Annotated in this window: 18 protein-coding genes and 1 pseudogene; 10 read left to right on the forward strand and 9 right to left on the reverse strand. The window is 67.4% G+C overall.

Annotated features, from left to right (window positions below; translation table 11 throughout):
• Positions 1–88: 88 nt before the first annotated feature.
• Positions 89–1,432, forward strand: a complete 1,344-nt coding sequence (locus tag BC358_RS12185) for a glycosyltransferase family 1 protein (protein ID WP_143434284.1) — start codon at positions 89–91, stop codon at positions 1,430–1,432.
• Here BC358_RS12185 and BC358_RS22320 read toward each other — a convergent pair.
• From BC358_RS22320 to BC358_RS12200, 3 genes and pseudogenes are all read right to left on the reverse strand, one after another.
• Positions 1,420–2,103: pseudogene (locus BC358_RS22320) on the reverse strand (BPSS1780 family membrane protein); the annotation flags it as partial. The gene BC358_RS12185 and the pseudogene BC358_RS22320 overlap by 13 nt on opposite strands.
• A gap of 10 nt (positions 2,104–2,113) precedes the next feature.
• Positions 2,114–3,124 (reverse strand): homoserine kinase, encoded by a 1,011-nt coding sequence (locus tag BC358_RS12195; RefSeq protein WP_079366035.1) that lies wholly within the window; start codon positions 3,122–3,124, stop codon positions 2,114–2,116.
• Between the two features lie 15 nt (positions 3,125–3,139).
• The gene (locus tag BC358_RS12200) at positions 3,140–3,475 is read right to left on the reverse strand and encodes a hypothetical protein (protein WP_079366036.1); all 336 of its coding nucleotides are present in this window, start codon (positions 3,473–3,475) and stop codon (positions 3,140–3,142) included.
• Positions 3,476–3,534: 59 nt separating this feature from the next.
• Here BC358_RS12200 and polA point away from each other — a divergent pair, with 59 nt between their 5' ends.
• On the forward strand, positions 3,535–6,324 hold the full coding sequence (gene polA, locus BC358_RS12205; protein ID WP_079366037.1) for a DNA polymerase I: 2,790 nt from the start codon (positions 3,535–3,537) through the stop codon (positions 6,322–6,324).
• 12 nt (positions 6,325–6,336) lie between these two features.
• Here the strand turns inward: polA and BC358_RS12210 are convergent, their stop codons facing one another.
• Positions 6,337–7,896 carry an alkaline phosphatase D family protein gene (locus BC358_RS12210; RefSeq protein WP_079366038.1) on the reverse strand — a complete coding sequence of 520 codons (1,560 nt, stop codon included), beginning with the start codon at positions 7,894–7,896 and terminating at the stop codon, positions 6,337–6,339.
• A gap of 83 nt (positions 7,897–7,979) precedes the next feature.
• On the opposite strand from BC358_RS12210, the gene BC358_RS12215 reads away from it, so the two are divergent.
• Together BC358_RS12215 and BC358_RS12220 are read left to right on the forward strand one after the other, a co-directional pair.
• Entirely contained in the window at positions 7,980–8,879 is a 900-nt protein-coding gene (locus BC358_RS12215) for a dienelactone hydrolase family protein (RefSeq protein ID WP_066159057.1), read from the forward strand.
• A gap of 65 nt (positions 8,880–8,944) precedes the next feature.
• Complete coding sequence (locus BC358_RS12220) at positions 8,945–9,766, forward strand: ZIP family metal transporter (RefSeq protein WP_079366039.1); 822 nt, start codon at positions 8,945–8,947, stop codon at positions 9,764–9,766.
• A 16-nt stretch (positions 9,767–9,782) separates the two neighbouring features.
• Here the strand turns inward: BC358_RS12220 and BC358_RS12225 are convergent, their stop codons facing one another.
• The 5 genes from BC358_RS12225 to BC358_RS12245 all read right to left on the reverse strand — a co-directional run bounded on the left by BC358_RS12225 (position 9,783) and on the right by BC358_RS12245 (position 17,939).
• A complete protein-coding gene (locus BC358_RS12225) occupies positions 9,783–12,350 on the reverse strand; it encodes a PAS domain S-box protein (RefSeq protein WP_079366040.1) in 2,568 nt (855 codons plus the stop codon).
• Positions 12,347–14,908 carry a PAS domain S-box protein gene (locus tag BC358_RS12230; protein WP_143434285.1) on the reverse strand — a complete coding sequence of 854 codons (2,562 nt, stop codon included), beginning with the start codon at positions 14,906–14,908 and terminating at the stop codon, positions 12,347–12,349. Before BC358_RS12230 ends, BC358_RS12225 begins: the two co-directional genes overlap by 4 nt.
• Positions 14,909–14,934: 26 nt before the next feature.
• A complete protein-coding gene (locus BC358_RS12235; RefSeq protein WP_079366042.1) occupies positions 14,935–15,804 on the reverse strand; it encodes a sulfurtransferase in 870 nt (289 codons plus the stop codon).
• 86 nt (positions 15,805–15,890) lie between these two features.
• Positions 15,891–16,781, reverse strand: coding sequence for a DMT family transporter (locus tag BC358_RS12240; protein ID WP_079366043.1), 891 nt, complete (start codon positions 16,779–16,781; stop codon positions 15,891–15,893).
• A gap of 6 nt (positions 16,782–16,787) precedes the next feature.
• Complete coding sequence (locus tag BC358_RS12245) at positions 16,788–17,939, reverse strand: aromatic ring-hydroxylating dioxygenase subunit alpha (protein ID WP_066159040.1); 1,152 nt, start codon at positions 17,937–17,939, stop codon at positions 16,788–16,790.
• 270 nt (positions 17,940–18,209) lie between these two features.
• On the opposite strand from BC358_RS12245, the gene BC358_RS12250 reads away from it, so the two are divergent.
• From BC358_RS12250 to BC358_RS12275, 6 genes are all read left to right on the forward strand, one after another.
• Positions 18,210–18,476 (forward strand): exodeoxyribonuclease VII small subunit, encoded by a 267-nt coding sequence (locus tag BC358_RS12250; protein WP_066159037.1) that lies wholly within the window; start codon positions 18,210–18,212, stop codon positions 18,474–18,476.
• Positions 18,473–19,378 carry a polyprenyl synthetase family protein gene (locus BC358_RS12255; RefSeq protein ID WP_079366044.1) on the forward strand — a complete coding sequence of 302 codons (906 nt, stop codon included), beginning with the start codon at positions 18,473–18,475 and terminating at the stop codon, positions 19,376–19,378. Before BC358_RS12250 ends, BC358_RS12255 begins: the two co-directional genes overlap by 4 nt.
• A gap of 36 nt (positions 19,379–19,414) precedes the next feature.
• Positions 19,415–21,310 (forward strand): 1-deoxy-D-xylulose-5-phosphate synthase, encoded by a 1,896-nt coding sequence (gene dxs / locus BC358_RS12260; RefSeq protein WP_079366045.1) that lies wholly within the window; start codon positions 19,415–19,417, stop codon positions 21,308–21,310.
• 225 nt (positions 21,311–21,535) lie between these two features.
• Entirely contained in the window at positions 21,536–22,615 is a 1,080-nt protein-coding gene (locus tag BC358_RS12265) for a TRAP transporter substrate-binding protein (RefSeq protein WP_066159030.1), read from the forward strand.
• 115 nt (positions 22,616–22,730) lie between these two features.
• Positions 22,731–23,330: a TRAP transporter small permease subunit gene (locus BC358_RS12270; protein WP_079366046.1), complete on the forward strand. Its 600-nt coding sequence runs from the start codon at positions 22,731–22,733 to the stop codon at positions 23,328–23,330.
• A 17-nt stretch (positions 23,331–23,347) separates the two neighbouring features.
• Positions 23,348–25,177 (forward strand): TRAP transporter large permease subunit, encoded by a 1,830-nt coding sequence (locus tag BC358_RS12275; RefSeq protein ID WP_079366047.1) that lies wholly within the window; start codon positions 23,348–23,350, stop codon positions 25,175–25,177.
• Positions 25,178–25,191 lie beyond the last annotated feature (14 nt).

Below are 25,191 nucleotides of genomic sequence, written 5' to 3' on the forward strand. Positions count from 1 at the left end.
ACCGGGACTTCACGGTTTGGTCTTGCCTCGGTCACATCGGCGGGCGCGCTGTCACAAATCTGTTGCGCCCCAGGCGGACCATCGGTGCATGAAGACACCCGACACCCTGGACATCCTGCTGCAGGACTTTCCCGCAGCGCATCCCTCGCTGCGCCTGGCCGTGGTCACGGAAACCTGGCCGCCCGAAGTCAATGGCGTGGCCCTCACGCTGTCGCGGCTGGTGCAGGGCCTGTGCGAACGCAACCACCAGGTGCAGCTGGTGCGGCCCCGGCAGACCACGGGCGATCGCGGCGCGCGGGACATCGGGTTCGAAGAAAAGCTGATGCGCGGCATGCCGATCCCGCGCTATCCCCAGCTCAAGCTCGGGCTGCCGGGCCGCAAGGCGCTGATGGCGTCGTGGTCGCTTCAGCGCCCCGACCTGATCCACATCGCCACCGAAGGGCCGCTGGGCTGGTCGGCGCTGAAGGCGGCGCGCCAGCTGCGCATCCCGGTCACCTCCGACTTCCGCACCAACTTCCACAGCTACAGCCAGCACTACGGCCTGGGCTGGCTGCGGCGGCCAATTGCGGCCTACCTGCGCAAGTTCCACAACCAGACCCTGTGCACCATGGTGCCCACCCGCGCCCTGTGCGCCGAGCTGCTGTCACAAGGTTTCGAGCGTTTGCAGGTGGTGGCGCGCGGCGTCGACACCCGGCTGTTCGACCCCGGCCTTCACGACAACACGCTGCGGGCGCACTGGGGCGCTGGCCCCGGCGACCTGGTGCTGCTGGTGGTCGGGCGCCTGGCGCCCGAGAAGAACCTCGATCTGGTGCTGGAGACTTTCGAAGCCATGCAGGCGGTCCACGAGGGCGTGCGCCTGGTGTTCGTGGGCGACGGGCCGATGCGCGATGCCCTGGAGCGGCGCTGCCCGCAGGCGCGGTTCATGGGCTCGCAGACCCAGGCCGAGCTGGCGCGCAGCTACGCCTCGGCCGACCTGCTGCTGTTTCCCAGCCTCACCGAGACCTTTGGCAACGTGACCCTGGAGGCCCTGGCCAGCGGGCTGCCGGTGCTGGCCTGTGCCTGCGCCGCCGCGGCCGAATGGGTGCAGACCGACCACAACGGCTGGACGGTGCCGGCTGGCGACCCGCAGGCTTTTGTGCAGATGGCGGTGGCGCTGGCGCGGGAGCCGGGACGGGTGGCCCGGGCCGCCGGGCAGGCCCGCGCCTCGGTGGAGCCGCTGGACTGGCCGCAGATCACCTTGCAGGTGGAAGCGCTGTTCCTGCGGGCGATGGAGTTGCACCGCAACGGCCGTCGGGGCCTGGAGGCCGCTCAGTGGGGCGCGAAGTCGTCCGTCGCCACCACCCCTGCGGGCTCGCTGTCGTCGAAGCTGTCGCGGAACGTGAACCAGATCGATGTGAAGAACATCGAGGCCATGAAGAGCACCGCCGGGTAGACGATCAGGCCTGCGGCCTGCGCGCCACCGAGCAGGGCGCTGAGCAGGCTGAGGGACACGCTGAAGGCCACGAACAGCCCGGTCCAGCCCAGCAGGAACACCAGCAGCGCGCCCTTGTTGGCCCAGCAGGCCATCAGGCTGAAGAACAGGCTCTTGACCGGTGGCACGCCGTGCCAGAAGAGCAGGGCGGGCGCGTGCCAGAACAGCATCTGCAGCGGCATCATGGCAACCAGCCCGAACCAGAGGGCAGGGCTGGTGACCATGCTGCGCATGGCCTCTTCGGCGGTCATGGTGGCGGCGCCCTCGGGGTTGCCTTCCAGCAGGCCCACCAGCAGCAGGATCACCAGCAGCCCCAGGCCATACAGACCGCCCAGGGTGAGCATGCCCCGGGTTTTGGCGGGGCCGCCACGGAAGGCGGTGACCAGCTGCTTGGGCATCGGGAACCGCCCGGCCTCGGCCTCGCGCGAGGCCGACATCAGGCCCAGGTTGACCGCCGGGGTCAGCAGGGTGGCCAGGGCGGTGCCAAGAAACGGCACCAGGGCCAGCACCGACACCACCGCCATGAACATGAAGAACAGGCCCGACATGGCCAGGGGTTGCCGCAGAAAGGTCTTTACGCCCAGCCGGACCCATTGCAGGCCGGTGGATGCGGGCACGGTGCGCAGCTTCATGGCACGGCCCTCAGGCGGGCACGCCGCCGGCGTCGCGCAGCGAGTCCGCCAGGTCGCGGGCCTGGCGCACGCGCTCGCGCAGCACACGCTCGAAATGGCCCGGGTCGTGCGGCTTGAGCATGGCCGCCTCGCGCGGCAGGTGCCAGTCCCACAGGCGCGAGAGCCAGAAGCGCAGCGCGCCGGCGCGCAGCATGGCGGGCAGCAGCTGGCGCTCGGCCGCCGTCAGCGGTCGCACCGACTGGTAGGACGCCAGCATGGCGTGCGCGCGGCGCTCGTCGTGCAGGCCGTCGGCCGCCTCGTCGCCGTGGAAGATGCACCAGTCGTTGAGGGTGACGGCCAGGTCGAACAGCCAGCTGTCGTTGCCGGCAAAGTAGAAGTCGAAGAAGCCGCAGAGGCGGTCGCCGTCGAACATCACGTTGTCGCGGAACAGGTCGGCGTGCACCGGGCCATGGGGCAGCGCCTTGAAGGCGGGCTGCGCGGCCACGTGGTTCTGGTAGGCCAGTTCGCTGCGGATCAGGGTGGCCTGGTCGTCGCTCAGGTGCGGCAGCACCACCGGCACGGTTTCGTTCCACCAGGCCAGGCCGCGCAGGTTGGGCTGTTGCATGGCGAAGTCCTGGCCGGCCAGGTGCATGCGCGCGAGCATGGCGCCCACGGCCTCGCAGTGCACCACCGAGGGTCGCAGCTCGCTGTGCCCGGCCAGCTTGTTGACCACGGCCGCGGGCTTGCCCTGCAGCCGGTGCAGGATCTCGCCCCTGGTGTTGGCGGCGGGTTCGGGCACCGGGATGCCCTTTTGCGCCAGGTGCTTCATCAGCCGCAGGTAGTACGGCAGCTGTTCGAAGCCCAGGCGTTCGAACACCGTGAGCACGTGCTCGGTCTCGACGCCGTCCAGCACCGTGGTGGCGAAGTAGTTGGTGTTTTCGATGCCTCCCTGGATGCCGCGCAAGGCGGTGAGCTCACCCAGTTGGAGTTCGCGCAGCAGCGCAGCGGCTTCGTCCTGCGGGACTTCGGTGTAAACGGCCATGGAAACGGGAAAGGATCAGAAGCTCAGAAGGCGCCAGCGGCTGCGGCCGCTGCTGCCGCCCTGGCCTTCGGAGGGAAGCTCCGCGCCGTTCTGGGGGGCAATCTCGTAGGCCGGGGCGCCGTTCTTGGGCTGCACGTCGATGCTGCGGGTCTGGCCGCCGATGCGCACCTCGTCGATGCGGGAGCCAGCGTCTTCGTGCGTGATGCGTTCGATCACCTTGGCCTCGCCCGCCGGCAGCCGGGGCTGTTCGACCGGGGTGGGCGCCGGGGTGCCGGTCTGTGCCAGCACGGGCAGGGACGCGGCAATGGCGAGGGCCAGCAGGAGGGATCGGAGCAGGGTTGGGGCGCGCATGCCGCATTGTAGGCACGGAGCGCCTGCGCCGCACCCTGGCATCCCCGACAATCGTCCCCATGTCCGAACAATCCACCCCGCGCCTGCTGCTGGTCGACGGCTCCAGCTACCTCTACCGCGCCTTCTTCGCTGGCGGCGACGCCATGAGTACCACCCTGCCCGACGGCACGGTGCAGAAGACGGGCGCCATCCGCATCATGATCAACATGATGCAGAAGCTGCTCAAGGACCACCCGTCCACCTGGGCCGCCTGCGTGTTCGACGCCTCGGGCCCGACCTTCCGCGACGCGCTCTACCCCGAGTACAAGCAGCACCGCAGCCCCATGCCCGACGACCTGCGCAGCCAGATCGCACCGATCCACGAGGTGGTGCGCCTCTCGGGTTGGCCGGTGCTGGACGTGCCGGGCGTCGAGGCCGACGACGTGATCGGCACCCTGGCGGTCGCGGCGGCCAGTCAGGGCATCGAGGTGCTGATCAGCAGCGGCGACAAGGACCTGGCGCAGCTGGTGAACGAGCACATCACCATCATCGACACCATGAGCGGCAAGGTGCGCGACCTGGCCGGGGTGGAGGCGGAGTTTGGCGTGCCCGCGCGCCTGATGCTGGACTACCAGATGCTGGTGGGCGACTCCATCGACAACGTGCCCGGGGTGAACAAGGTCGGCCCCAAGACGGCCGTGAAGCTGCTGCAGGAGTACGGCTCCATCGACAACCTGATCGCGCAGGCGGACCAAGTGAAAGGCGCCGTGGGCGAGAACCTCCGCCAGGCGCTGGACTGGCTGCCCACCGGCCGCCAGCTGCTGACCATCAAAACCGACTGCGACCTCAACGGCTGGGTGCCCGGCCTGCCGGCGCTGGATGCGGTGCGCATGGGCGAACCGCAGAAGGAGCCGCTGCGCGCGTTCTACGAGACCTATGGCTTCAAGGGCCTGGCCAAGGCGCTGGGGGGCGGCGAGGCGGCTGTGCCCGCGGCTGCGTCCGCCCCTGTGCCCGGCGCCACCAACGACCTGTTCAGCGATCCGGCGTCCGACATTCCGAGGGCGTCGAACCTCGCCTACGACACCATCCTCACCTGGGAGGCCTTCGACGCCTGGCTGAACAAGCTGGAGGCCGCCGAGCTGACCGCCATCGACACCGAGACCACCTCGCTGGATGAAATGGTCGCGCAGATCGTGGGCATCAGCTTCAGCGTGAGGCCGGGCGAAGCCGCCTACATCCCGCTCAAGCACGAAGGGCCGGACGCGCCCGGACAGCTGCCACTGGACGAGGTGCTGGCCCGGCTCAAGCCCTGGCTGGAAAACCCGGCCAGGCAAAAGCTCGGCCAGCACATCAAGTACGACCGCCACGTCTTCGCCAACCACGGCATCGAGGTGCAGGGCTACGCGCACGACACCATGCTGCAGAGCTACGTGCTCGAAGTGCACAAGCCGCACGGTCTGTCGAGCTTGGCCGAGCGCCACCTGGGCCGCGGCGGCATCAGCTACGAAGACCTGTGTGGCAAAGGCGCGCACCAGATCCCGTTTGCCCAGGTGGACGTGGCGAAAGCCGCCGAATACTCGTGCGAGGACAGCGACCAGACGCTGGACGTGCACCGAGTGCTGTGGCCGCAGATCGAAGCCGACGCGAAGCTGAAGTTCATCTACGAGCTGGAGATCGCCAGCAGCGAAACGCTCTACCGCATCGAACGCAACGGCGTGCTGATCGACGCGCCCACGCTGGCCAAACAGAGCCATGAGCTGGGCCAGCGCATCTTCGCGCTGGAGCAGGAGGCGTATGAAATCGCGGGCCAGCCCTTCAACCTCAGCAGCCCCAAGCAGCTGGGCGAGATCTTCTTCGACAAGCTGGGCCTGCCGGTCATCAAGAAGACCGCCACCGGCGCGCGCAGCACCGACGAGGAGGTGCTGGAAAAACTCGCCGAGGACTACCCGCTGCCCGCCAAGATCCTGGAGCACCGTAGCCTGTCCAAGCTCAAGGGCACCTACACCGACAAACTGGCCCAGCTCGCACTCCCACGCACCGGTCGCGTGCACACACACTACGCACAGGCCGTGGCGGTCACGGGGCGGCTCTCCAGCAACGACCCCAACCTGCAGAACATTCCCATCCGCACGCCCGAGGGCCGCCGGGTTCGAGAGGCGTTCGTGGCCGCGCCCGGCCACGTGATCGCCAGCGCGGACTACTCGCAGATCGAGCTGCGCATCATGGCCCACCTGAGCGACGATGCGGCCCTGCTGCGCGCCTTCCACGAAGGGCACGACGTGCACCGCGCCACCGCGGCCGAGGTGTTCGGCATCAAGCCCGAGGAGGTCAGCAGCGAGCAGCGCCGCTACGCCAAGACCATCAACTTCGGCCTGATCTACGGCATGGGCACCTTCGGCCTGGCCAAGTCGCTGGGCATCGAGAACGCGGCCGCCAAGACCTACATCGACCGCTACTTCGCGCGCTTCGCCGGCGTCAAGCAGTACATGGACGACACCCGCGCGCTCGCCAAGGAGCAGGGCTACGTGGAAACCGTGTTCGGCCGCAAGCTGGTGCTGCCGGACATCAAGAACGCCAAGGGTGCCAAGCTGGCCGCGCTGGAGCGGCAGGCCATCAATGCGCCCATGCAGGGCACGGCAGCCGACCTGATCAAGCTGGCCATGGTGGCGGTGCAGAAGGCGCTGGACGAGCAGGGCAAGGGCACGAAGATGATCATGCAGGTGCACGACGAACTGGTGTTCGAGGTGCCCGAAGCCGAACTGGACTGGCTGCGCACCGAGATCCCGCGCCTGATGGCGGGGGTGGCGCAGCTGAAGGTGCCGCTGCTGGCCGAGGTGGGCGTGGGGGCGAACTGGGACCAGGCGCACTGAGCGCCCGCGGTCTCAACCCACCGGCAGCACCACCTTCGTGTACGGGTGGTCGACGCCTTCTGCCCACCAGTTCGCCCACAGCCGGTTCGCGCCGCCCGGCGCGTCGGCCTGCAGGGTCATGAAATTGCGGCAGCCGATCAGCCGGCGCCGGGCGGTCGGGAATTCCACCATCTGGCCGGTGAGCCCCGGCTCCAGGGTCTCGGTCTGCTTGCAGGCCTCTTCGAGGAAGTAGCGCGCCACGCCGGCCGGCGGCGGGTGGGTCACGCCGCTGCTGGTGAGCTGGGTCAGGCTGCGCGCCTCGGGCGAAAGGTCGCTGCGGTCCGATTCGATCACGCCGATGGCGGCCACGTGCACGTCGCCTGAGAGCACGGTCACCCGCAGGCCGCGCGCACTGGCGTCCAGCAGGCGGCGCACCAGGCGCAGGCGCTCGGCCTGGTGGGGGTGGCTGGTCCAGTGGTCGCGCAGGTCGTCCTCCAGTTCCTCGATGGCCGGCAGGGCGCCGAGCATCGTCTCCAGCTGCTCGAAGCTGGGGTGCATCACCGGGATGCTGCTCATCACCAGCAGGTGCCGCAGGTCGCCGGCGGCCAGCTGGGCGTCGAGCCAGGCGTAGACGGCGCTCCAGCTGGCCGGGCTCATCACCTGGTCGGCGAGCACGGTCCTGCGTCCGGCGGCGTCGGTGGTTTCGCTGCGCGGCCGGCGCTCGCTGCGCAGGTCGAGCACCAGCAGGCCGGTGCTGCCGAAGCGGTAGGCGCTGTTGTGCGCGGTCTGGGCGTTCAGGGTGGCGGGCGGCGGTGCGCCCAGCATCTGGCGCTGGAACAGTTCGAACGCAGAGCGGGCGACCTCGAACAGGCCCTGGAACACGGGGCTGCCGTGCAACTCGCACGGGTGTGAGCCCCAGCCGTCGATGATGTCGTGGTCGTCCCACATCATCACGCTGGGCACCGAGGCCAGCAGCGCGGCGGTCTCGGGCTGGTTCCAGCGTTCCAGGTAGAACCCGGCGAAACGGGTCTGCAGCGCGGCGCGCAGGCTGTCGCTCAAGGGCATGTGGGTGCGGGTGAACCACTCGACCTCGGTCCATGCCCGCAGCTCGGGCACGGTGGCCCAGATGTCGTCGCTGTAGATCTGGTCGCCGCCCATGAGCAGCAGTTCCAGCGGCCCGGCCGGGATGCCGTCGACCCGTTCCTGCTGGTCATGCAGGCGGCCCATGCGGGCCCAGAGGGCGTTGGCGTCTTTCATGGTTTTGCGGGTGCGCGCGTCGGAAAAGCCGTTGCATGAGACGTAGGCCATGCTTGGCGTGGCGCCCAGGGCCGGCACCTGGAAGCTGTGGCTGCGGCCGGCCAGCCGGTAGCCGATGCGCTGGGGCATCGCCGTCTGGCGCACCGCGATGTCGAAGCGCCAGGCGGTGGCGTCCAGGCCGGGCACCGGTCCGCTGGCGCCGTTGACCAGCTCGGCCGGCACATTCAGGCGCAGCGCCGGCTGCGGATCGGTGGCGTCGCAGACGATCATCAGGCTCAAACCCCAGACGCCACCCTGGCATCCGAGAAACTGCAGAATGGGTCCGGTCAGGGTCATGGCGCTGTCCTCCGATGCGCGCCATTGTGTGCCCGACCCGTGCGCGCCGCATCCCCTTTTCAACCACCCACAAGGAGACACCGATGCTCAACACCGACCTGATCACCGACAGCCAGGCCCTGCTCGACGCGAAGGCGTCGCACGGCCATGCCACCCGCCGCACCGCACTCAAGGCCGCCCTGGGAGTGGGCTACGCCGCCTCGGTGCTGCCGGTGATGGCGCAGACGGCGATCAAGACGTCCACCGACGGGCTGACCGCGGGCGAGGTGATGATCGATGTCAACGGCTTCAAGATGCCCGCCTACCGCGCGGCGCCGGCCGGCAAGACCGGGCTGCCGGTGGTGCTGGTGCTGTCGGAGATCTTTGGCGTGCACGAGTACATCGCTGACACCGCGCGCCGGTTTGCCAAGGCAGGCTACCTGGCCATCGCACCCGAGCTGTTCGTGCGCCAGGGCGATGCGCAGAGCTATGGCGAGATGGCCAAGCTGATCGCCGAGGTGATCTCCAAGGTGCCGGATGCCCAGGTGATGGCCGATCTGGACGCGACGGTGAAGTGGGCCGCGGCCAACGGCGGCGATGCCAAGAAGCTGGGCGTGACCGGCTTCTGCTGGGGCGGGCGCCAGGTCTGGCTGTATGCGGCGCACAACCCGGCGGTGAAGGCCGGTGTGGCCTGGTACGGCCGGCTGGTCGGTCAGACCAGCGACCTCAATCCGAAGCACCCGGTGGATGTGGCGGCCGGCCTGCACGGTCCGGTGCTGGGTCTTTACGGCGCGGCCGACACCGGCATTCCGCTTGACACGGTTGATAAGATGAAAGCCGCTTTGGCGGCCGGCAATGCGGCGGCCAAGGTGTCGAGCTTTGTGGTGTACCCGGACGCGCCGCACGCATTCCACGCCGATTACCGGCCGAGCTTCCGCAAGGAGCCGGCCGAAGACGGCTGGAAGCGGGCACAGGCCTGGTTCCAGCAGCACGGCGTCGCCTGACGCTGCCCTGCAGACCCCACCCCCGGGCCGCCTGTGCGGCCCTTTCTTTTGGTTGAAGACATTTCATGACCCTGATTGCGATCCTGTTGGGCACCGTGGCGGCGGGTGTGGGCAGCGTGTGGCTGGCCGCGGCGCTGGGCATGGGGGTGCTGGCGCGGTTCACGCAGCACATGCTGAGCCTGGCCGCGGGTGCACTGCTGGCCACCGCCTTCATGCACCTGCTGCCCGAGGCGTTCGAGAGCCAGGCGGGCGCGCACGAGCTGTTTTCCCTGCTGCTGGGTGGTCTGGTGTTCTTCTTCCTGCTGGACAAGGCCGAGCTGTGGCATCACGGCCATGAACACCATCACGGCGGTGGGCACCATGGACACGGGCATGCGCACGCCCACGGTCATGACCATGCGCACGGTCACAACCACGACCACGGGCACGGCGCTCGTTCCGGCGGCTGGACGGTGCTGGCCGGCGACAGCGTGCATGCGTTCGGCGACGGCATCCTGATCGCTTCGGCGTTTGTGGCCGACCTGCGGCTGGGTGTGGTGACCGCGCTGGCGGTGCTGGCCCACGAGGTGCCGCACCACATGGGCGATCTGGTCGTGCTGCAGCAGACCTCGGGCACGCGCCGCGCGGCGCTGGTCAAGGTGTCGCTGGCGGGCACGGTGACCGCGCTGGGCGGCCTGGTGGGCTACGCGCTGCTGGGACAGCTCGAAGACTGGCTGCCGTACTTCCTGGTCGCGGCCTCCAGCAGCTTCGTCTATGTGGCGCTGGCCGACCTGATTCCCCAGTTGCAGAAGCGGCTGGGCCTGCGCGCGACGATCGCCCAGATCGCCTGGCTGCTGGCGGGCATTGCCCTGGTGACCCTGGTCAGCGGGATGGCGCATTCCCACTGAGTCGCAGACAGCGGCTTCAGCTGGTCGCCTCGCTGCCGAAACAAAACTCGAAGCGGGCACCCTGGCCCACGGCGCCTTCGCCCCGTATGTGACCGCCGTGGCGCTCCAGGATGCGCCGCACCGTGGCCAGCCCGATGCCGGAGCCCTCGAACTCGCTGGCGGTGTGCAGACGGTTGAAGGCCTTGAACAGACGCTCGGCACGCGCCATGTCGAAGCCCGCACCGTTGTCGCGGATGCAGAACACCGGCGCACCCGGGGCCGTCTGCTCGGCGCGGGTGAAGCTGATGCGGGCGTTGGTGGTCTGGCGGGTGTATTTCCAGGCGTTGCCCAGCAGGTTCTCCAGCACGATCTGCGCCATGCGCGGGTCGCAGTCGGCATACAGCCCTTCTTCGATCGCCACCTCGACCTCGCGCGTCGGATCGCGGTGGCGCTCCTGGCGGATCACATCGTGCGCGAGCTCGCTGAGGTTGGTGTTCATGCGCTGCAGGGTGCCCTGGCTCACGCGCGCCAGTGCCAGCAGATCGGTGATGAGGCTGTTCATGCGATGGACCGAAGCCTCGATGCGCTCGAACAGGTCGATGTCCTCCGCGGTCATGCGCCCGGCCATCTGCTCGCGCAGCAGGTGGCTGAAGCCGTCGATGGAGCGCAGCGGCGACTTGAGGTCGTGCGAGACGGAGTAGGCGAAAGAGTCCAGCTCGCGGTTGAGGTACTGCAGCTGGGCGGTGCGCGCCGCCACACGGTGCTCCAGCGTGTCGTGCAGCTTGTGGATTTCACGGTCGCGGCGCAGCCGCTGCAGCTCGGCGTTGCAGCGGCTGGCGAAGATGGTCAGCAGGGCGTCCAGCTGGGCGTTCGGTGGCGGCCGCTGGCGCCAGACGGCGATGAGCAGGCCCACCACCGAGCCGTCCCCATCGCGCAGCGGCAGGCCCAGCACGGACTGGAGCGGGGCTTCCGAAAACGGCGGCACCAGGTTCAGGTGGGCAGGGCGGGGACTCTCGAAGCGCAGCAGTGCAGGCTGCAGCAGGGCCTGTTCGCAAAGGGTCCGGTGCAGCGAATGGGTGCTGTTGGGGAGCAACCGGCCGTCCCACACCAGGGCCAGGGTGTTCATCTGTTTCAGAGGATCCACCTCGCCCACCACGACGCCGTCGGCGCCGATGGCGTCGGCCAGATGCTCGACCAGCGAGCGGAAGAAGGCCTCGCCCGTGTCGCCAGAGACGCCCTCGGCCACGTTCAGCAGCATGGCTTCGTGCCGTTTCTCTTCGTCCACGTTCATGGTGAAGGAAAGGGCGCAGGGCTCGTTGTCGATCTCGATGATCTCTGCCCACACCCTCACAGGCACGATGGCGCCCGCCTTGGTCCGCATCCGGGTCTCGTATCCCTGCAGCCGGCCGTCGCGCCGAAGGGTGGCCACATAGTGGTTGCGGTCGGTCTCGGAGACCCAGACGCCCACCTCCATCGACGTCTTGCCTTCGAATTCCGACTGTGTCCAGCCCAGCACCCGCTCGTTGGCGGGGTTGACCTCGACGAAGCGGCCGTCGCTCAGGCGGGTGATGGTCATGCCCAGCGGGCTGAAGTTGAACGCCTTCGAGAAGCGCTCGCGCGAGATCTCCAGTTCGCGGCGCGAGGCCACATCGGCCGACAGGTCGAACACCACCGCGATCAGCAGCCGTTCGGTGGCGCTCTGCGTGACCTCGGCATGCACCATGGCCGGGAACGCACACCCGTCCTTGCGCTGGGCCAGTCCACGGAGGCCACCGACCCGCCCCTGGGTGTCGATGAGCCGGCGGAACTCGGTCTGTTCCTCGTCGCTGGCCCACACCCTGGGTGGAGGATGACCCACCAGCTCCTCGTTCGTGTATCCGAACAGCGACTGGAAGGCCTGGTTGGCGTCGAGCACGTCCAGCGTGTCCAGCGACTGCACCAGGCAGGCGGCCGGCGTGCTGCGGAACAGGGCCTGAAAGCGATCCTGGCTCTGGCGCAGCAGGCGCTCGACCTCGCGGCTGTGCTCCAGTGCCAGGTTCTGGCTGCGGTACGCGTCCAGCATGCGCCGCCGGCCCAGGTTGACCGTGATCATCAGGCTGATGAGGATGGTGGTCTGCACAATCCACACGGTCCAGCCGGTGCGCGTCTCCGGCGTCTGCATCAGCTGCAGGTTCTCGGCGATGTTGAGCACCCCGAGGATGGTGATGCCCAGCACGCCGCTGACCAGCATGTTCCTGCGTGAGAGAAAGACTCCCGCAGCGACCACCGCCGCGATCATGACCAGCGCGGCCATGCTGCGCACCGTGCCATGGGCCACGATGGCGGCACCCGATGTGAAGATCAGCGTGTACACCAGCAGTGGCGCCACCAGTGGGCGCAGGCGCGTGGCGTACAGGACCAGCAGCAGGTAGTCGGTGAGCGAGAAGGCGAGGGCCACCCAGGTCAGCGCCACCAGCCCGTCCCTCAGATGCACGCCGAACGCCACCAGCGGACCGGCGATTCCGATGCACAGCAGCAATGCCAGCAGGGATCGCTCCTGGTAGCGCTGCAGACTGGGCGGCTGGCCGGTCGCCTCAGCGGCGGGGAGGGGGGCTGGCGCGTTCATCGGGATGTTGGCGCGGGTGTCAGGGAGAAGCGGAACTCGGCGCCTTCCCCGGGCTTGCCGACACCCTGGATCTGGCCACCGTGCCGGTCCACGATACGGCGCACCGTGGCCAGGCCGATGCCCGTGCCTTCGAACTCGCTCGGTCCGTGCAGGCGCTGGAATGGCTTGAACAGCTTGTCGGCATAGGCCATATTGAAGCCTACGCCGTTGTCCCGCACGAAAAAGCTCGCGCGGCCCGGGCCACCGTCCTTGCAGCGCCCCATCTCGATCAGCGGCTGTGGCTGGTCCCGGGTGTACTTGATGGCGTTGCCCAGCAGGTTCTCCAGCGCGATGCGCGCCAGCCGGGCGTCGCAGACGCTGACCAGGTCCGGCTCGATGCGCCACGCGAGAGGTCTGCCCGGGTGCTTGGCCTGTTCCGCGCGCATCACCTGTTCGGCGATCTCGCTCAGATTGGTCGGGCTCAGCGCCATCTTGCCCTGGCTCACGCGGGCCAGTGCCAGCATGTCGGCGATCAGGGTGCTCATGCGGTGGGTCGACGCCAGCACGCGCTGCAGCAGCTGCTCCTCATCGGCGGTCAGCCGTCCCTGCAACTGTTCGCTCAGCAGGCTCGTGAAGCCGTCGATCGCACGCAATGGCGACTTCAGGTCGTGCGACACCGAGTAGGCGAACGAGTCGAGTTCCGCGTTGAGCTTCTGCAATTCGGCGGTGCGCGACTGCACCCGTTGCTCCAGCGTCGCGTTGAGTTGCTGGATTTCGCGCTCGCGCCGCAGCCGCATCAGTTCGGCCGTGGCCCGGCTCGCAAAGATCGACATCAGCGCGCGCATCTCGGCGGTGAGTGTGATGGGCTGGCGCCACATGGCCGAGAGCAAGCCAATGGCGGTGCCGTCCTGGTCGCGCAGGCTCTGGCCGATGTAGGCGCTGGCCTGCATCCCGGTCATCGCCGACAGCGATGGGTAGGTGTGGGCGAGGCCTTGCTCGTGGACGCACAGGTCGCTGCGCGAAAGGGCCTCGCCGCAGGGGGTGCCCTCGGGGGCATAGACGATGTTGGGTACCAGGGCGCCGTCCATGGACATCGCCAGTGTCTGCACCTCCTGGTCGGGCATCAGCTCGCTGACCATCACCACGTCGGCCTTCAGGGCGGGGGCTGCGTGGCGGGCCAGCGCGGTGAAAAAGGCCGCGCCCGTTTCGCCCGTCATGCCCTGCGCCACGCTCAGCAGCAAGGCCTCGCGCCGCTTCTCTTCCGACACGTTCACTGTGGACGACAGAATGCACTCTTCGCCCTCGATGTCGATCAGCACCGCCCACAGCCTCACGTCGACCGGCTTGCCGTCCCTGCCGCGCATCTGGCTCTCGTAGGCCAGCACCCGCCCGTCGTGCTTGAGTTTGTCGACGTAGGCCTGCCGGTGGGCTGGTGTGAGCCAGGCGCCGGTTTCCAGAGTGGTCCTGCCGCGCAGGCCGTCCGCGCCGACGTTGTCGTGGATGAGCCCCGCCCGGTTGACCTCCAGGATCCGGCCGTCGGACAGGCGCGTGATCGCGAGGTTCATCGGACTGAAGTTGAAGGCCTTGGCGAAGCGCTCCTCCGAGCGCCGCAGGCGTTCGATGGTGGCGTTCTGCTCGGTGATGTCGGTGACCGTGGTGATGATCAGCCGGTCCTGCGGATCGTCACCCATCTCGCTGCTGATCAGCGCCTCGAAGCGGCTGCCGTCGGCCCGCAGTCCCTGGACATGGACCTGGTCTGCGCGGCGCAGGGCGAACAGTTGTTCCAGGTAGAGGGCGCGCTGCTCCGGTTCGGCCCAGAGCATGGCGTCGGTGCAGCCGAGCACGTCCTCGCGGGTGTGTCCGTAGCAGCGCTCGAAGGCCGGGTTGACGTCCAGGATCAGGCCGCTGCGGGCCGACTGCGCAATCATCGGGCTGGGGCTGTTGCGGAAGATCCGGGTGAACCGCTCCAGGCTCTGGTCCCGTTCCTGCTCGCTGCGGATGCGCCGCTCCAGCTCGCGGCGCTGAAGATCCAGCGCCTGCTGGGCCCGGCTGCGGCTGTGGTAGACCATGATCGCCACCACGACCATGGTCATGGACTGGGTCAGCCACACCGTGAACCCGACCTTGAAGTTGGCCGGCTTGAACCAGCCATTCCACTCCATCCAGGTGAGGATGCCCAGGATGACCACGCTCAGGGTCACGGTGACGAACAGCGCGCGCCGGGGCAGGAAGATGCCGGCACCGGCCACCACTGCCACGAACAGGAAGCCCGCGGCGGTGCGCACCGAGCCGAAAGCCACGATGGCGATCACCGTCGAGATCAGGACCGCGGTCACCAGCAGCGGTGCTACGAGTCGCTGGAATCCCTTGCTCAGCAACAGCAGGACCGTCCAGGCCGACAGCGCGATCAGCGCGGGCGCGATCACCTCCGACAGGTTGGAGGTACTCAGATACACCAGGGGTGCCTGGACGGTGGCAGCAATGGCCACCAGCAGACCGATGGCCCGCAGTGGACTGGAAGAGGGTTCGGAGGACGGGCTGGACACGCGGGACAGGGCTTCAGGCATCGGTTGGCGCATGGGCGCGTGTCTGACCTATCGTCCCGTCAGCCGGGAACTTGACTCCGGGCACAGGGCAGGCCTGGCGTGTTGCACCATTCGCTCCAGCTGCCTGGAAAGAGGGCTGTGCGTCCGAAGCCGGCGATTTCCATGGCCAGCAGGTTGGGGATGGCGCTCACGCCACTGCCGCAGTGGTGCACCACCGCAGCCGGGTCGCGCGACCCCAGCAGGCGCTCGAATTCGGCCCGCAGTTCGGTGGCCGGCTTGAAGCGGCCGTCCGGTCCGATGTTCTCGGTGAACGGCCGGTTGAGCGCCCCCGGGATGTGGCCCGCCACCGGGTCCAGTGGTTCGACCTCGCCACGGAAGCGGGCCGCGGCGCGTGCGTCGACCAGTGTGAGGTCGGGCTGGCCCAGCCGGCGTGCGATGTCGGGCGCGGCCAGGGTTTCGGCGCGGGCGGGCTGCAGTTCGAACCGGCCCGCGGCGGCCGGCTGCGACGGACCTTCGGCGACCTCGCCGCCGGCCGCCTGCCAGGCGGCCAGTCCGCCGTCGAGCACCGCCACGGCCTCGTGGCCGCACCACTTGAGCATCCACCAGAGCCGGCCACAGTAGTTCGCGCCCTGCCGGTCCATCGCCACCACCTGCTGGCCCGGGTTCAGACCCAGCGCCTGCAGACGCCTGGCAAACGTTTCGCGGGAGGGCAGGGGATGCCTTCCGCCACTGGCGCGGTCGGGCCCGGTCTTGTCGCTCAGGTGCTCGTCAAGATCCACATGCACCGCGCCGGGGATGTGGGCGGCTTCGAACTGCTGGCGCCCGGCGGCGGGGTTCATCAGGTCGAAGCTGCAGTCCATCACCAGCACCGGCTGGCGGTCGTCCAGGACTTGCCGCAGCTGCGCGGCAGAAATGAGGGTTGTGTACATGTGGCTGATTTTCAAGTACGGAGGGACCGCTGACGATCACACCAAAGTCCTAAAGACCCGCCCACCGCATGCAGACGCGCACGGATTCAATGCTCTTCTGCCGGCGCGTGGGGCACGGCGCGCGCGCGCAGCACGGTGGCCGCGATGCCGCTGACGATGATCAGGCCCATGCCGGCCCAGCCGATCAGGGGCAGCCGGTCGCCGAACACGGTCAGTCCGAAGATGCCGGCGAACACGATGCCCGAATACTGCAGGTTGGCCACGACCATGGTGGCACCGCTGGCGTAGGCACGGGTCATGCACAGCTGGCCGCCCAGCGCCAGCAGCCCGATGGGCAGCAGCCAGAGCGCGGAAGGCCAGCTCCATGGCGTGGCACCGACGAACAGCATGCCGATCAGGCCGGCGACCACAGCCCCGATGGAGAAATAGAACACCGTGCGGCTCTCGGGCTCACCCGCCCGGCTCAGCGCCGACACCTGCAGGTAGGCAAAGGCCGCGAAGATGCCGGACATCAGGCCAACCAGTGCGCCCAGCATCTGGTCGGGAGCCAGGGTGGGGCGCAGCATCATCGCCACGCCGCCGAAGCCCGCCAGCACGGTCAGGAACAGGGGAGCCTGTTGCCGGACCGGCGCATTGCGGCCCTGGGTCAGCAGGGCACCGCCGAGCAAGAAGGTGGCGATCCAGACGCTGCTCATGTAGTTGAGCGTCATCGCCGTCGCCAGCGGGAGGATGGCAATGGCGTAGAACCAGGCGGTCAGCGAGATGGTGCCCACCACGCTGCGCCAGACATGCATCATGGGCACCGTGGTGCGCAGCGAGACGCCGCTGAACCGGGTGAACCCGTAGAGAAACACCACCCCCACCAGACCGCGGTAGGTGACGATCTCGAAGCTGTTGAAGTGCGCGGATGCGAACTTGATGCAGACCCCCATGCTGGCGAAAAACAGGGACGCCAGCAGCATCCAGAGGGCCTGCATGGGGTCTCAGCCTTTCAGCGCATCGCCGAGGCGGCCGCGGTACCACTCGTGGAAGTGCTGCATGCCGTCTTCCATCGGGCTCTGGTAGGGACCGACCTCGTTGTCGCCGCGCTCGTACAGGGCCTTGCGGCCCGCGTCCATGCGCTCGGCGATCTCGTCGTCCTCGATGCAGGTCTCCATGTAGGCGGCGCGCTGCGCCTCCATGAAGCCGGGCTCGAAGGCAGCGATCTCCTCGGGGTAGTAGAACTCCACCATGTTGAGTGTCTTGTCGACCCCCAGCGGGTGCAGGGTCGAGACCGTCAGCACGTGCGGGTACCACTCCACCATGATGTGCGGGTAGTAGGTCAGCCACACCGCGCCCTGTGCGGGCAGCTCGCCGTTGCGGTACTGCATCAGCACCTCGTGCCACTTCTGGTACGTGGCGCTGCCGGACTTGAGCAGGTTCTGGATGCCCACGGTCTGCACCGAGTACTCGGGCTTGAACTCCCACTGCAGGTCGTCGCAGGTGACGAAGTTGCCCAGTCCGGGGTGGAAGGGCACGACGTGGTAGTCCTCCAGATAGACCTCGATGAAGGTCTTCCAGTTGTAGTTGCAGGTGTGCAGTTCGACGTGGCCCAGCACCATGCCCTCGAAGCTCAGCGTGGACGCCGGACCCATGTTCGCCAGATCGGCGGCGATGTCGCGGCCGTTGTCTTCGAACAGCAGGCCGTTCCATTCGCGCAGCGAATAGCGCTTGAGATCGGCGCAGGGGTCGTGCGAGAAATGCGGGGCGCCCAGCAGGTTGCCCAGCTTGCTGTTGGCCGACTGGCCACCGCTGTAGGTCCAGCGGTGCAGGGGGCAGACGATGTGGCCACCGCTGTGACCTTTGGCGTTCTGGTTCAGGTTGCCGCGGCCCTTGAGCATCACGGCCTGTCGGTGGCGGCAGATGTTGGAGACGAGTTCGACGCCGTTGGCGGTGCGAACCAGCGCGCGTCCTTCACCCTCCTGTGGCAGGGCGAAGTAGTCGCCCAGCTCGGGAACCGCGTTCACGTGCCCCACGTAGCGGGGCCCGTGCTGAAAGATCGTTTCAAGTTCCCTGCGGAACAATGCCTCGTCGAAGTAGCTGGAAACCGGCAATTGGCTTGCGGCCTGCTGCAATTGAAGACTCAAATCAGACATGGTGGTCTTGACCTAAAGACTCCCCCTATGAAGGGGCAGGGTGAAGCGCTCGAGCGAGTGAACGATCTGCGCGGGATGGGTGAAGTGCTGCGTCCCTCCGGGCGTGCGAGGCCCGTCAGTTGAACAAAAAAGAGGCGGGATTGTACCCCGCCCCTTCCAGGCCCCTGCGGTGGCTGGAGATTGAGCGGGCCGGGGGATAAAATCGCGCGCTGGCCCTGCCGTCCGCAGGGTGTCCGTCGGGTGTTTGCCACCCGCAATCGACTTCAGCGAATGACCTCTCCGACCCCCACAAAGTCCACCCGATCAAGCCGCTCGGCCGAAGCGTCTGCCACCCCGGCCAGCTACGAGGCCGCGCTGGAGGAGCTGGAGCAGCTGGTCGCCCAGCTGGATGCGGGGCAGTTGCCGCTGGACCAGCTGCTGGGTCGCTACCAGCGCGGCGCCGAGCTGCTGGCCTACTGCCGCACCCGGCTGGAGGCGGTGGAGCAGCAGATCAAGGTGCTCGAAAACGGCGAGCCCAAACCCTGGGACGGCCAATGAGCGCGGGCCTGTCGGACAACACCGCGTTCGTAGCCTGGCGGGTGCGCCAGCAGGAGCACGTGGAGCAGGCCCTGTCGAACTGGGTGCTGGCCGATGCGCCGGCGGGTCTGGGGCTGGTCATGCGCTATGCGGTACTGGACGGCGGCAAGCGCCTGCGCCCGCTGCTGGCGCTGGCGGCTTGCGAGGCCGTGCAGGGCGACCCTGCAGTGGCCATGCGGGCGGCCTGTGCGGTGGAGCTCATCCATGCGTATTCCTTGGTCCACGACGACATGCCTTGCATGGACAACGATGTGTTGCGGCGGGGCAAGCCCACAGTGCATGTGAAGTACGGCGAGGCGCAGGCGCTGCTGGCCGGTGACGCCCTGCAGGCCCTGGCGTTCGAGTTGCTGGTGCCCGACGACGGTTCGGTGCCTGCGGCGCTGTCGGCCCGCCTGTGCCGTCAGCTGGCCGTGGCGGCCGGTGCATCCGGCATGGCCGGGGGGCAAGCCGTCGACCTCGCCAGCGTCGGCGTGGCGCTGGACCAGAAGGCCCTGGAGGGCATGCACCGCCTCAAGACCGGCGCGCTGCTGCAGGCCAGCGTCATGATGGGCGCTTCCACCGCCGCCCTGGACGCGGCCGTGCTGCGGCAGTTGTCCACCTACGGCGCCTGCATCGGCCTGGCCTTCCAGGTGGTCGACGACATTCTGGACGTCACCACCGACTCCGCCACGCTGGGCAAGACCGCGGGCAAGGACGCCGCCGCCGACAAGCCCACCTTTGTGTCGCTCATGGGTCTGGAGGCGGCCCAGTCCTACGCCGACACGGTGCTGGACCAGGCGCACCAGGCGCTGTCCGCCAGCGCCTTGCCCCACACCGACACCCTGCATGCGCTGGCCGACTGGGTTGGCCGCCGCGCGTCCTGAACCCGGAAAGCCGCCCTCAAGCGAAATACCTGCCCCATGAGCAACCTGCTGTCCACCATCGAATCCCCGGCCGACCTGCGGCGCCTGTCCCGCACGCAGCTGCGCCCCCTGGCCGACGAGCTGCGCGACCATGTGCTGCAGAGCGTCTCGAAAACCGGCGGGCACCTCAGTTCCAACCTCGGCACGGTGGAACTCACGGTGGCGCTGCACTATGTCTTCAACACGCCCGAAGACCGGCTGGTCTGGGACGTGGGTCACCAGACCTACCCGCACAAGATCCTGACCGGCCGCCGCGACCGCATGTCCACGCTGCGCCAGCTCGGTGGCATCAGCGGTTTTCCGCGCCGCGACGAGAGCGAGTACGACACCTTTGGCACCGCCCACTCGTCCACCAGCATCTCGGCGGCGCTGGGCATGGCACTGGCCGCCAAGATGAAAGGCGAGAGCCGCCACGCGGTGGCCATCATCGGTGACGGCGCCATGACCGCGGGCATGGCCTTCGAGGCGCTGAACAACGCCGGTGTCGAACACGGCCGCCTGCTGGTGATCCTCAACGACAACGACATGTCGATCTCGCCCCCGGTGGGCGCGCTCAACCGCTACCTGGCCCAGCTCATGAGCGGCCAGTTCTACGCCGCCGCCAAGAACGTCGGCAAGACTGTGCTCAAGGGCGCGCCGCCGCTGTTCGAACTGGCCAAGCGGCTGGAAGAGCACGCCAAAGGCATGGTGGTGCCGGCCACGCTGTTCGAGAAGTTCGGCTTCAACTACGTCGGCCCCATCGACGGGCACGACCTCGACTCGCTCATCCCCACGCTGGAGAACGTGCGCCACCTGCTGGACAACGGTGCGGGGCCGCAGTTCCTCCACGTGGTCACGAAGAAGGGGCAGGGCTACAAGCTGGCCGAGGCGGACCCCGTGGCCTACCACGGCCCCGGCAAGTTCGATCCCGCCGTGGGTCTGGTCAAACCGGCCACGCCCCCCAAACCCACGTTCACCCAGGTGTTCGGACAGTGGCTGTGCGACATGGCTGCCGCCGACCCCAAGCTGGTCGGCATCACCCCAGCCATGCGCGAGGGCTCGGGCATGGTGGAGTTCCACCAGAGGTTCCCGGGCCGTTATTTCGACGTCGGCATCGCCGAACAGCATGCGGTGACCTTTGCCGCCGGGCTGGCTTGCGAAGGCATGAAGCCGGTGGTCGCGATCTACTCCACCTTCCTTCAGCGGGGCTACGACCAGCTGATTCACGATGTGGCGCTGCAGAGGCTGCCCATGGTGTTCGCACTGGACCGCGCGGGCCTGGTGGGTGCCGATGGCGCGACCCACGCCGGTGCCTACGACATCGCCTACCTGCGCTGCATCCCCAACATGTCGATCGCCTGTCCGTCGGACGAGGCGGAAACGCGCCAGTTGCTGTCGACGGCCCACCACCAGGACCACCCGGTGGCGGTGCGCTATCCGCGCGGTGCCGGTGTGGGCGCGGCGGTGCCGGCCAGTCTGGATGGGCTGCCGTTCGGCAAGGGCGAAGTGCGGCGGCGTGGCCATGGCGTGGCCATCCTGGCCTTTGGAACCCTGCTGCATCCGGCGCTGGCGGCCGCCGAGGCGCTCGGTGCCAGCGTCGCCAACATGCGCTGGGCCAAACCGCTTGACATGGACCTGCTGCGCGAGATGGCGCACAGCCACCAGGCGCTCGTCACGGTGGAAGAGGGCTGCGTCATGGGTGGCGCCGGCAGTGCCGTGCTGGAGGCCCTGCAGGCCGAGGGTCTGTCGATGCCCGTGCTGCAGCTCGGGTTGCCCGACGAGTTCATCGAGCACGGTGATCCCGCCAGGCTGCTGGCCAACGTGGGGCTGGATGCCAGCGGCATCGAGTCGTCCATCAGGCAACGTTTTGCCGACGTGCTGGGTGGCTCCGGTGGTCTCAAGGCGGCCGCCTGAACGACCGCGTTGAAGAAATTTCACGGCCTGTTTGAGGCGTTTCGAAAGCCTGCACGGTTTGAGTGCAGCAAGCTTGCAAAAGCCTGAAAGCGTTCACGATCTTGCTCTGATTTCGAGGGAAAACCCCCACGGAAGGGGGGGGGTGCGTTCCTACAATGGCCCGGACTGCAGAAGTCCCCGACCCTTCCGGGCGGGCATGAAATACCAACCACGGAGTCATACAACATGGATCGTCGTTCCATCCTCAAGCACGCCGGCATCGCCGGTGTGCTGGCCGCAGGAGCAGCCCCCGCTGTGCATGCACAGGCCGCCATCCGCTGGCGCCTGGCCTCCAGCTTCCCCAAGGCGCTGGACACCATCTACGGTGCCGCCGAAGTGTTCGCGGAAAAAGTCAATGCGATGTCCGGCGGCAAGTTCGTCGTCTCCGTGCACCCCGCCGGTGAACTGATGCCCGCGTTCGGCATCGTGGACGGTGTGCAGCAAGGCACCGTTGAAGCTGGTCACACCGCCCCCTACTACTACTTCGGCAAGGACGACACCTTCGCCATGGGTACGGCCATTCCTTTCGGCCTGAACAGCCGCCAGCTGACCGCCTGGTACTTCGACGGCAACGGCATGAAGCTGTTCCGCGAGTTCTACGACAAGTACAACATCATCAACTTCCCTGGCGGCAACACCGGGTCCCAGATGGGCGGCTGGTACCGAAAGGAAGTCAAGACCGTGGCCGACATCAAGGGCCTGAAGATGCGCATTGGCGGTTTTGCCGGCAAGGTGCTGACCCGCATGGGTGGTGTGCCGCAGAACATTCCTGGCGGCGAGATCTACCAGGCGCTGGAAAAGGGCACCATCGACGCGACCGAATGGGTCGGTCCGTACGACGATGAGAAGCTGGGCTTCTTCAAGGTTGCCAAGAACTACTACTACCCCGGCTGGTGGGAAGGCGGTGCCCAACTCGACTTCTACATCAACAAGGCCGCCTTCAACGCCCTGTCGAAGGAATACCAGGCCATTGTTGAAGCTGCAACGGCCTACGCCCACACCGAGATGCAGGCCCGCTACGACGCCCGCAATCCGCAGGCGATCAAGCGCCTGGTGGCCAACGGCGCCAAGGTGCTGCCGTTCCCCAAGGCCGTCATGGACGAGGCCTTCAAGCAATCGATGGCCCTCTACACCGAGCTGAACGACACCAACCCGGCCTGGAAGAAGATCTACACCGACTACTCGGCCTTCCGCAAGGACGCCAACGTCTGGTTCCGCTTCACCGAAGCCAACTTCGACAACTTCATGCAGCGCCAGAAGCTGTAAGCTTCACGGCCTTCCGCAAAAGAACCCCGTCCCCACGGGGTTTTTTTGCGTGGAAGGTACCCTGACATTTTTCTGAATCCCTCGCGCCTGCACCCTTCAACACAAGGGGACCTTCATGTCATTCCTCCTCACGCTCTCCCGCCTGATCGACGCGCTGACCGAGCGCATCGGCAAGCTCGCCATGTGGTTCATCCTGGCGACCACCATGATCAGTGCCGGCAACGCCATCGTGCGCAAGCTCTTCGACACCAGCTCCAACGCCTTCCTGGAAATCCAGTGGTACCTGTTCGCGGCGGTGTTCATGCTGGGCAGCGGCTACGCCTTCCTGCGCAATGCCCATGTGCGCATCGACTTCATCTCGTCGAAGTTCAGCGCGCGCGGCCGCAACTGGGTGGACGTGATCGGCATCCTCGTCTTCGTGTTTCCGCTGTGCTACATGATGGCCACGCTGGGCTGGCCGCTGTTCGTGAACGCCTACGAATCCGGCGAAATGTCGTCCAACGCGGGCGGCCTGATCCGCTGGCCGGTGTATGCGCTGATTCCCGCCGGTTTTGCGCTGCTCGCGCTGCAGAGCCTGAGCGAGCTCATCAAGCGCATCGCCTTCCTGACCGGCAACGGTCCGGACGTGCTGGCCCATGAAGGTCCGAGCGAAGAAGAACTCCTGGCCCAGCAACTGCTGGAAGAAGAGCAGCAGCGCCTCAAGGCCGCGCAATAAGAGGCGAGAGAACCATCATGGAATTCATTGCATCCAATTTCGTGCCCATCATGTTCACCGGCTTGCTGGTGTTCCTGCTCATGGGCTTCCCGGTGGCGTTTTCTCTGGCCGCCACTGGCCTCTTTTTCGGTTTCATCGGCATGGAGGTCGGGCTGTTTCCGTCCAACCTGTTCCAGGCCCTGCCGCTGCGGGTGTTCGGCATCATGCAGAACGACACCCTGCTGGCCATCCCGTTCTTCACCTTCATGGGCATCATCCTGGAGCGAAGCCGGATGGCCGAGGACCTGCTGGAGACCGTGGCCCAGGTGTTCGGCCCGGTGCGCGGTGGCCTGGCCGTGGCCGTGATCCTGGTGGGCGCGCTGCTGGCCGCCACCACCGGCGTGGTCGCTGCGGCCGTGATCTCGATGGGCCTGATCTCGCTGCCCATCATGCTGCGCTACGGCTACAACCGGACGATCGCCACCGGCACCATCACCGCATCGGGCACGCTGGCGCAGGCGATTCCGCCGTCGCTGGTGCTGATCGTGCTGGCCGACCAGCTCGGCCGTTCGGTGGGCGACATGTACGCCGGTGGCCTGCTGCCCGGCCTGATGCTGGTGGGCCTGTATCTGGCCTTCATCGCGGCCGTGGCCATCTTCAAGCCCGACTGGGTGCCGGCGCTGCCCCAGGAGGCGCGCATCTACCGCGAACCCAACGGCGCGAGCGGCCACCGTTCGCTGTTGCTGCTGCTGGCGATCTGCGGCGTGGCCGGGTACATCTGGGCCCAGAACCACAACGCCATCATCAACCCGATGATCGGCCGCGAGATGGACGCCGCAGGCGACGAGGTGGTCATCATGTCCATCACCGTGGCCTCGCTGCTGGCGCTGGCACTGGCCATCGTCAACCGCATCACCCGCATGGGCCTGCTGTCCCGCCTGGCCGAGCAGGTCACCTTCGTGCTGATCCCGCCGCTGGTCCTGATCTTCCTGGTGCTGGGCACCATCTTCCTGGGCATTGCAACGCCCACCGAAGGCGGCGCCATGGGCGCCCTGGGCGCGCTGATCATGGCGGCCTCGCGCAAGCGCCTGAGCCTCGACCTGATGAGGCAGGCCGGCGAGAACACGACCAAGCTGGCCATCTTCGTGCTGTCGATCCTGATCGGCTCCACCGTGTTCAGCTTCACTTTCAACGCCGCCGACGGTCACATCTGGGTCGAGCACCTGTTCGACAAGCTGCCGGGCGGTGCGCTGGGCTTCCTGATCATTGTGAACCTGCTGGTCTTCGTGCTGGGCATGTTCATCGACTTCTTCGAGATCGCCTTCATCGTGGTGCCGATGCTCGCGCCAGTGGCGGCCAAGGTGCTGCCGGAGCTGCTGCCTGAAGGCGCGCCGCCGGAGATGGCTCTGATCTGGTTCGGCATCATCCTTGCGATGAACCTGCAGACCTCGTTCCTCACACCACCCTTCGGCTTCGCTCTGTTCTACCTGCGCTCGGTGGCTGCCCGCAACGACTACACCGACCAGGTGACCAAGCAGCGCATCCCTGCGGTGACCACGGCGCAGATCTACAAGGGCTCCATCGCCTTCATCATCCTGCAGCTGATCATGGTGTCCGTCGTCATTGCCTACCCGAAGCTGGTGATCGGCAATATCGAGGCCGCCGCCAAGGTGGACGACGCCACTGTGACCGACATGCTCAACAACATGCCGGGCCTCGAACAGGAAGAGGAGCAGGACCCGACCCAGGGCATGGAGGGGGCCGAGCAGCCCGCCGAAGGCGATGCGGCCGAACCCGCTGATGAAGAGGAGGTCGATCCTGCCAAGGCGCTGGAAGACGAACTCAAGAGCGAGAAGACGGGGCAGTGAGCCCCTTCTGCGGA

The organism is Hydrogenophaga sp. H7, from assembly GCF_002025745.1.
Taxonomy (GTDB): Bacteria; Pseudomonadota; Gammaproteobacteria; order Burkholderiales; family Burkholderiaceae_C; genus Hydrogenophaga; species Hydrogenophaga pseudoflava.